This window comes from Paenimyroides marinum, from assembly GCF_900108395.1.
GTDB classification, from domain to species: Bacteria; Bacteroidota; Bacteroidia; order Flavobacteriales; family Flavobacteriaceae; genus Flavobacterium; species Flavobacterium marinum.
The window spans coordinates 1-7,762 of the sequence record NZ_FNXE01000067.1 but is presented as its reverse complement, the minus strand read 5'-3'; the positions used below and the strand labels follow the sequence as shown (position 1 = coordinate 7,762).

Below are 7,762 nucleotides of genomic sequence, written 5' to 3'. Positions count from 1 at the left end.
TCAGTAAGATGGATGTATCAAGAGCCGTATGAGGGGAGACTTTCACGTACGGTTCTGTGAGAAGCTTGGGCTGAAATGCCCTTGCTTACTCGACCGCCTGTTATGCCTTCGTTGTTTATCTTTCGTCATAATTGAGATGTCCGTGTTGCCGTTTGTAAAGTTGGTAGTTTTGTATATCTCGGTTGTCCGTATGTGTATGGGCAAGGATTTCCGTTCTTATCTATATTGTCGTTAATTACAGGTCCAACATTTTGAGCATTTATTAGAGTAAAAACTTTTCTCAATTCGCCTGAATAACCTGGCTCCGCTTGTGTTAGATAAGTAGCAAACTCAGGTCGAAGAGATAAGTTTATGTCATCTTCTGGGGCTTTTGAAATTTCAAAAACGTGTCGAATTTGGTTGTTGTTATAAAAGGCAAGATACCTTGCTGCTTTGAATGACCTTTTATTTTGGCAGATGTAATAATTATAATTTAATGCAACACCTTCTGCCCAAGAACCTGCAACAATAATTACATTGTCATTATTCAAGTCCCACGTGTAGCCAAGTAAATTTAAGTTGTCCAACAGAGTGTTGAAATGCTCAACTAAAAATTCAAGTAGCTGTTTATTGTCTGATTGGGAAGTTTGTAGATAGTCGTTAAATGTATTTATTATTTGAAGCCAGTTTGCCCAATAAGTTGTTCCCAATATTGCTGGTTTGTTATCGTCAGGCGTTAAGTAAAGTAGAAAGTCATTACTATTTACAATTTGTTTTTGATGTCCTGCCAGTTGTGTCGCATTGACAGTATTTGGTTTTATTTTACTTTCTACATAGAGTTTAAAAGAAAAATTACTTTCAAGAAGTCCGTCTGGAACAGTTCCTGTTCCTTTTACTTGCGATTGAATTTCTATTTCACTACTTGGTAGTTGAATGTTAAGCTGGTTTGTCAGAAAACGAATAAAGTCTTCGCCACCAACCTTACAAATTTGTAAAAAAGCAGCAGTCACTCTGTTTTCCGCTTGTTTATATTCACCAAAAATTGAAATGTCTTCTATTTTCATCGTCCGTTTTTATTTGTTGTGTCGTCTTTTACAATGAGGCATAACGGTTTACGGCTTTGCGAAGGAGCGGAATAGAAAGACGGAACTTTCAACTTTGCACAAACGTAGCAAAACCATTTTTGCTTTTTGCTAAATTACAAAAAAGAGCAAAAGAAAAATGGTTTTTGCGGATTAAAATGCACAATCTTTCAATTTAGATTGAACCCCGCTCTTTTGCAAAACCGATGTTGTGCGGTCGCCCTTCTTTTTTCATTCCGTTTGTCCTTCAGCGTTGGGAAGCGAAAGCTCTTTTGCAATTTTGGCTTTGTGCGGTTGGCTTGTGCGAAACGTAAGTTCACGAACTCCAAAATTATTATAAAAAAATCGTGAGTAATTGCAAATGTGCTTACGCTTGTGTGTCGGCTTCACACATCATCATATTGTAATGTCCAACGTGGTCAGTCAATACGAATATGTCTTTAAAAACTTTTTTATATGCCTCAACAGTTCTGTCTTGAAGTTCGACAAACAAGTCGTCATTTATACTATGAGAACCGTCATTTATCCACGAAATTAAAGACCTACAAATCTCTTGTTCTTCTTTGGTTTCAAATTTTAGAATTAAGTCATCATCTCCGTATTTTCCAAGTAACTTAAAATAATTTTCAATTATTCTACGCATTATGTTTTGAATTGTTAGACTTGATTTTAATCCGTCACTTTTCAATTCTTGCCATAAAAGTTCATACGAAGATTGAATTGGATTTTCCATTGCGAAACTTTGCAAACTTGTAACCTTGTCGTTTTTTCGCAAAATCCAAAAATTTGTTTTGTTGTCAATTTTCGTTCTTCCGTCAATAAACGAAACTTCTTTATGAAAATAAACGTTGTGAGTTAATAAAATCAACTGTCTTACGTTTCCAATATCTGCTTTTATGTTTTTAATAATATCTTTGATTAGTGTGCTAACGACAAACAAAACATTACTGTCTAAACTTGAAATTGGGTCGTCAATTACCAAAACTCTTTCATTGTTTACTTCATCTTCTGAAATTCCACCCTTTGTTAATTGTAGATAATAGAGAAAAGTAATAAATGTGATTTCCCCTTCACTTAAAGTTGTTTCAGCTATTGTTCCGTCTTCACGTTGAATTTGATAAAACCCTTCTTCTTGTGCAGGAACAATTTCAAAATTTAAAAATCCGTAAGATTTTAAAATTCTGTTTATTTCATCAATCGTTGGTTGAATACTTGTAACATTCTTGTTTAGATTTTTGATTTCAACATCTAATTTATCGTATTCGTCAAGTTTTTCTTTACGTTGTTTTTCTAAATTTTCTATGCCTTTTTCTAAACCGTTTTTCTTTCCATTAAATGTTGTAATATCTGTTTTGTAATCTTCAATTAAGTACTTCCAAATAGCTTTTATTAGATTGCTTTTTTCTGTTGCAAAATTGGCAACAATGTCATTGTGTTTTTTAATTTCAGCGTTTGCTTGGGCAATTAATTCTGTTATTAAATCAGCTTGTTCCTTGATAGAAAGCAATTCTATACTTCTGCTTGGTTCTTTGATTTTGTTATTTAAAAGTTCATTATTCGTTGTGTTTTGGCTTGTCAACGTTTTTAAGTAAGCTGAAAACTTGTCTATATCAAGTTTGGTGTTATCAAAAGCTTTTTGGTTTGTTTCAATCGTATTTAATTGGTTAATGATGTTTTGAGTTAAAGTATTGTATTCTTGTTTTAACTCTTTGAGCCGTTTGATGTCGCTTAAATACGTTTCGTCAAAAAAACTTTCGATTTGCTTTTTGAAATCCTCATCTATTGTTTTTTGTTGGCAAAAAGGGCAAGTGTCGTCTTGAATGTAATCCCTACCTTGATTAACCCAATCATTGATATTTAATCGTTGAATTAGTTTGGCAATATCAACATCGGCTTTGCCGACAATGATTTTCTTCCAAATATCATTTGTTTCAATTTCTAAAACTCTATCAAAAGAAATTTGACTTATTGGGTCAATTCTTTGAGGTTGTTCGCCAAATATCGTTTCGGATTTTTCTTTTAAATTTTCAAGTGTTTCTAATTGAGCATTGTTGTTTTCGGCTTCTTGCAAAAGTTTATTTTTGAATGTTTCTTTTTGCATTGAACCTTGAAACGCTTCTTTAAAAGCTGTTTCATTTTTCTTGTAAACTTTCGTCCAAGTAGTTTCTTTAAAATCGTTTTCTAAATCCTCTTTTTCCTTTTTTTGTTTGTCTAATGTTTCTCGTTTTTGTATTCCGTCAGCTTTAATTGTTTTAAGTTCTTCGCTTTTCTTTTCAATTTCTTTGATTTGCTCGGCAGTAGCTTCTCCAAGTGTAAAAACTCCATTTAGTTTACCTTTTCCAAAGTTTCGTTCTCTAAATTCTTTGTTGTAAGCCAACACTTTTAAGGGCAAATCATTTTGCCAAGTTAAAGAACAGCTATTGAATTTTGGGTCTGATGTGTCGTGAACAAAGTTTGAAATCGTTGTCTTTCCACAACCATTTGCACCATAAATAAAATTGACTTTTTTCAAATCGTCAAATCTTACACCTTGATTGTCGTATGTCGCTACATTTTTTATGTCAATTTGCGTTATCATTTAATTCAAATTATTTCTAAAACTTTCTATTACTTGGCTTGTATAAACTTTCATATCCTCAAAATTCCCACAACTTTGCGTAACTTCTACAAACTCCTGTAAATCATAAGGTTTTATACTTACATTGTATTCACTTGAACGACTTTTTACGATTGAGAAATCAAAAAATTCTCTAACGTCTTGATGAATTGTTGGGGCAATGAATGACAAATATTTCGTCAGTCTATCGCTAAATTCTTCGTTAGAATACAAATGTCTTATTACGTTTGCTGTTTCGTGATTTAGCTGTTGGGTTTTGTTTCTGATTAAAGTAACTTCAATAAGCCAATAAATATCTTTTGAGAAAATTTCAATATCTCCCTTGTTTCCTGGTGCGTGTGAATATGGTTTTCCAATATGGTCTGCTTTGTAATTTGGTCGGATGGCATATTGTTTACCATATTTCAAAGCGATTAAAATTGAAATGAAAAACTCCAATTTTAGTGGGTCTGGAATTTCTCTAAACTCATCTATAACTGTTCTTTTTGTGCCGATTTTTTCAATGCTTTCTAAAATAATTTCTTCGTCAATTTTGTAGTCATCAATAATGCTGAAAATTTTGTTTACATACTGTTCTCCGTCTATTAGATCTTCTTTTCTTGCGGTTTGAATAAGTCTTAATAACGTGTTATTTTGAGCGTCTAATCTGCTGAAATAGCTTAATGCGTTAGATTTTTCTTCTTCCGAAAGTTTGAAATCAAACTTTAATAATTCTTGAATGTATTTGAGTTTGCTTTCGTTTATCTGAATGAGTTTTTTACCACTAAAACGAATGGTTATAAAGCCCGAAATAATAAAAACCCTGCGAACTACATCGGGATAATCTTGGGTTATGGTTTTGAATTTGGTATTGACTTTGTATTCTTTTGTAACGAAATCAAACACTTCATCAAAATCTTTAAAAGTATTGTTTTCCAACAGAGTGATGAACTCGTTCACATTTCCATTGTGGCTAAACATTGCAACAATAAATTGCTCATAACTCAATGATTTCCCTTTTGCTTTTAGCGTTAGCAATACGTTCATAATAAATGTAAAGAAGTTAAAATCATTACTTACGTTTCGGTAAGGATTTCTACGATTATATTTTACGGCTTGTATTGAGAACGCTTCTTGTTCGTCTATTTCTCCTGCAATTAGTTTTTTACAAATTTCAGACAATTTAAAAGGTTCGTTGTATTGTGCATAGACAAAGCCTAATTCGGACGGAGTTCTCATATATGTCCAAAAACGTGAAGCATATCCTGCTGGGAAACCACCGTCAGCTCTGCGAGTACTGTTTACATTTTGCACTTGACCTTTTATATCTTCGATTGTTGTGTTTTCTATGATTGTAATTTCATCACTTGAAACAATTCCATCGACATATAATTTTGAAACGATTTTAAGAAGATTTTCATCATTCAAGATTATTCCTTCAAATTCTGAAATTGCTCCAAGTATTTCGATATATCGTTCGGGATTTCTAACGGCTGTTTCAAAAGCCATTTGTTTGTAAGTTGCTTGTCTTTTAATTTTCTTCTTTGCCATTATCTTAATACAGTTTCAAGTTCTGTAAAGTTTATAGTTTCTTGTGTTGGGACAATAATTTCAGGTTCATAATTTGTAATCAGAACTTCTTTAAATTCTTTGTTTGAATTGTCGTGATAGCTGATGTAATTGCTTTTTATATTAAAAGAATTATGTTGTCTGCTCCATTCTAAAAATTGTTGATTGATTTTTCCTTTGTAGTGTGAAACATTAGAAACTGCAAATTTCACATTTTGTGAATCTAACCATTCCAAAAAATCAAGCAAACGTTTTTCTGTTTCTTCGTTCCAAAGTTTATTGTATTCGCTAAATGTGATTAAATAGGGTGGGTCAAGGTAAACAAAATCATCTTTTTGAAATTCAATTTGTTGAAAGAAGTCTAAAAAATCTAAATTGAAAAACTGTATGTTTTTCTGCTTTGTCAAACGAAAATAATCGTGTAATGCAGTTTCTGTATTTTTATTAAAATCTACATTTCCAACAGGCAAGTTATATTCTCCTTTTGAGTTAAAACGCAACATTCTGTTAAAACCATAAATCAAAAGCAAGTATAAATGCAAAACACTTTTTTCGTTACTTGAATTATAATCAGTTTTTAATTTATCAAATCCTTGCTTATTAAATTTTGCGTAATATGTTTTTATCCATTTATTTTTTAATTCTTGAGGAACAATGTCTTTGATGTACGAATGTGATAAATTGTATTGTTGAATAATATCAAAAACGTTATCAAAAAATGCTTTCGGATTTTCCGATTGTTCCATTAAAAACTGATGAATATTGATAACATTTGTATCAATATCGTTTAATAGATGTTCATTTGCATTTACGTTGAGAAAAACAGAACCGCCACCTGTAAATGGCTCGATAAAACGATTTATCGTTTTAGGGAAATATTTGCTGATTTTTGGATATAATTTGTATTTATCTCCAACGTAGAATAATGGCGAACGATATGTTTTACTATGGTTAGTCATATTTTTTTGTTAGAAATAAAAATTCTTTATGGTCGTTAAAATCGGTTTTTCCTGTGTTGAAATACTTGTGCGATTGCTCAAACACTTGTGTTTCTCCAACGTTGTTTAAAATCTCTAAAATTTCTTCGTATTTGATTTTGTTTGCAGAAGATTTACTTTTTGATTTGTATGTGTTGTTGTAAGAAACAGCCAAATATTTTACATCTAAATTTTCAACCAAATCCTTAAAAGCATTTTTTGCTCTTGATGTGCAATATTCACTCATATTTTCGGGTTCGGGTTTTAAAGCAACTCCGTGTAATTCGGGCTTTTTCCATTGCACCAAATTTTCGTAAATGTGGTAAAATCGGCTGTATTGTCGTGAATTGTAAGGCGGGTCAATATAGGCAATGTCGCCTTTCAGTTTTTTAACCAATTTATTGGAATCTTCTCGGTAAATTTTTGCTCCTGCAAAATCTTCGGTTTGAATTAAACGGAAATTTAAAGGTCGTTTTGTGATTGGTTTTTTGATGTATGCGTCAAAATGCCCAACAGTATTTGCAAGTCTGTCAATCGTATAAATTAACGAAGTTAAAAGAATTGCATACTCTTTTGAGTTTAGTTCTTTCTTTCTATTTTCAATATCTTGACGAATATATCCGATTAGTTTTGAAATATCTTTTTCGTAAAATTTACCTCCAAAATTTTTAGAAAAATAATTTTCTCTAATGTTTTGCGGATTTAAAGTATTGTACTCGTTAATAATGTCAATTAGTTTTTTAGAATCCCATTTTTTGTTGTCATAAAATGCTTGGTAAGCAATATTGTTGGAAAATAAAATGTCATTCAGCACTACATTTTTATATGTTTTCATCGCTTCTTTTGCAACACTCGATGTTCCCGAAAATATATCTATAAAAGTGTCATTTCCTGTAGTTTCTTGTTGAATAATTTGCATTATCCAATCGGTCAATTTTGCTTTATTTCCAATATATCTTCGACTATGTAATTCAAATTTTTCTAAATTTTCATAGTCGTTAAAAAGTGTGTTTCCATACTTTATTTTTTGTTCGGCAAGATGAAAACCTTCAAGCCCAAAATCTTCATTTTGAACTTCGTATAATATTTTATCGCTAATCAAATGTTTAATTAGTTCTTGTTCACTATAACTGTAAAATGAAGCTAATATTTGTACTTGCGGTTTTGTCGGAAGTCTTTTTCCTGTTTCAATTCTACTCAATGAAGTATAATTGATAGCGGTTTTTTCCGCAACTTCTTGTAAGTGAAATCCTTTAGTTTCTCTTATTTCCTTTAGCGTATCTCCAATTGAAATTAAAGTATCCAACATAATTTGACAATTTTCGTCAAATATAGGAATAATGTTTTGATTTATGTCGGTCGAGCGTGGGAAAAATTTAGCTCTTTTTGGTTTTTGTAGCGTTGGTTTGTGCGGTTGAAAAACCAAAATGTGCTAAATGTGCGGTGGGTTTTAGGGTGTCGCACAACGGCCCGGCGGCTTTGCGCAGTTTCGACCGAGCTTTGCTCGGGTCGGAATTGTGCAAAACCGCTTGATGTGCGCCAGTCCGCGTAGCGGCTGG

Annotated in this window: 6 protein-coding genes; all 6 read right to left on the bottom strand. The window is 32.1% G+C overall.

Annotation, left to right across the window (positions count from 1 at the left end; all coding sequences use genetic code 11):
• Positions 1-125: 125 nt before the first annotated feature.
• Positions 126-1,043, bottom strand: a complete 918-nt coding sequence (locus BLW20_RS13995; protein WP_091102698.1) for a hypothetical protein — start codon at positions 1,041-1,043, stop codon at positions 126-128.
• A gap of 385 nt (positions 1,044-1,428) precedes the next feature.
• A complete protein-coding gene (locus BLW20_RS13990; RefSeq protein ID WP_091102695.1) occupies positions 1,429-3,639 on the bottom strand; it encodes an AAA family ATPase in 2,211 nt (736 codons plus the stop codon).
• Positions 3,640-5,208, bottom strand: coding sequence for an AlwI family type II restriction endonuclease (locus BLW20_RS13985; protein ID WP_091102691.1), 1,569 nt, complete (start codon positions 5,206-5,208; stop codon positions 3,640-3,642). It abuts the gene before it with no gap.
• Entirely contained in the window at positions 5,208-6,185 is a 978-nt protein-coding gene (locus tag BLW20_RS13980) for a Dam family site-specific DNA-(adenine-N6)-methyltransferase (RefSeq protein WP_091102689.1), read from the bottom strand. Before BLW20_RS13980 ends, BLW20_RS13985 begins: the two co-directional genes overlap by 1 nt.
• The gene (locus BLW20_RS13975; protein WP_091102686.1) at positions 6,178-7,512 is read right to left on the bottom strand and encodes a DNA adenine methylase; all 1,335 of its coding nucleotides are present in this window, start codon (positions 7,510-7,512) and stop codon (positions 6,178-6,180) included. The genes BLW20_RS13980 and BLW20_RS13975 overlap by 8 nt, the downstream gene beginning before the upstream one ends.
• Before the next feature lie 67 nt (positions 7,513-7,579).
• On the bottom strand, positions 7,580-7,762 hold a 183-nt coding region (locus BLW20_RS14805), incomplete at its 5' end, for a hypothetical protein (RefSeq protein ID WP_218143530.1).

Excerpts from the sequence above, each read along its gene's own strand:
- BLW20_RS13995 (WP_091102698.1), bottom strand. The coding sequence starts at position 1,043 with ATGAAAATAGAAGACATTTCAATTTTTGGTGAATATAAACAAGCGGAA.
- BLW20_RS13990 (WP_091102695.1), bottom strand. The coding sequence starts at position 3,639 with ATGATAACGCAAATTGACATAAAAAATGTAGCGACATACGACAATCAA.
- BLW20_RS13985 (WP_091102691.1), bottom strand. The coding sequence starts at position 5,208 with ATGGCAAAGAAGAAAATTAAAAGACAAGCAACTTACAAACAAATGGCT.
- BLW20_RS13980 (WP_091102689.1), bottom strand. The coding sequence starts at position 6,185 with ATGACTAACCATAGTAAAACATATCGTTCGCCATTATTCTACGTTGGA.
- BLW20_RS13975 (WP_091102686.1), bottom strand. The coding sequence starts at position 7,512 with ATGTTGGATACTTTAATTTCAATTGGAGATACGCTAAAGGAAATAAGA.